This window comes from Brevibacterium sp. VCM10 (genome assembly GCF_000583215.1).
GTDB lineage: Bacteria > Actinomycetota > Actinomycetes > Actinomycetales > Brevibacteriaceae > Brevibacterium > Brevibacterium linens.
In genome coordinates this window covers 1-725 of the sequence record NZ_JAJB01000136.1, presented here as the reverse complement: position 1 = coordinate 725, position 725 = coordinate 1, and the positions used below count along the sequence as shown (strand labels likewise).

The 725-nt window shown below is 65.0% G+C and carries 1 protein-coding gene; it reads right to left on the bottom strand.

Annotated elements, in window-relative coordinates:
- Positions 1-725 (bottom strand): MFS transporter (locus tag AD89_RS0117755; protein ID WP_025781041.1); only part of this gene is annotated, 725 nt, incomplete at both ends.

The following is a 725-nucleotide window of genomic DNA, read 5'->3' as shown; positions in this document are numbered from 1 at the left end:
CGGCGAGGATGACGATGACGGCGATCGCGACGAACGCTCCCATCATTGCCCAATGCCAATTGCTCACCGCAGTGATCGAGAAGGCCAGAGCGGTCATGATCGCCAGCCCCATCGAGGTGCCGATGCGTTGCCCTGTCTGCAGCACACCCCCGGAGGATCCGGCGTATCGCAGGGGAACCTCCTGCAGAGTCAGAGTCTGATTGGGGCTGATGACCATGCCCTGAGCGGTGCCGATGAAAGCCAGGGTGAGCAGCATCCACCATTCGCTGCCGATGCCACGGGACAGCAGCGCGACGACCCCGATGGTGGCCAGGAGACCGAGGAGGCACAGCGCGATCCCCCAGACGACGAGGCGGCGCCCGATCTGGAAGACGAACCGTCCGGACACATCCGCCGAGACCGCCGAACACAGCGCGGCCGGCAGACCGATCATTCCCGCAGCCAGGGCCGTATGCCCCCGACCCTGCTGCATGTAGATGGCGACGAGGACCCAGACGCTGGTCACGCCCAGGAAGTAGAGGGCGATGATGATCGCCCCGTTGCTGAAGCTGCGGATGCGGAAGAGATCGAGGTCGACCATCGGAGGGCGACCCTGACGCGCATAGCGACGTTCCCACCATGCCCACAGCCAGATCACGCCGATTCCTGCCGGCAGGGACAGCCAGATGTACCAGCCCAGCGATGATTCGACGAAGGGCAGGAGGATGAGCAGGACGCCGACACCG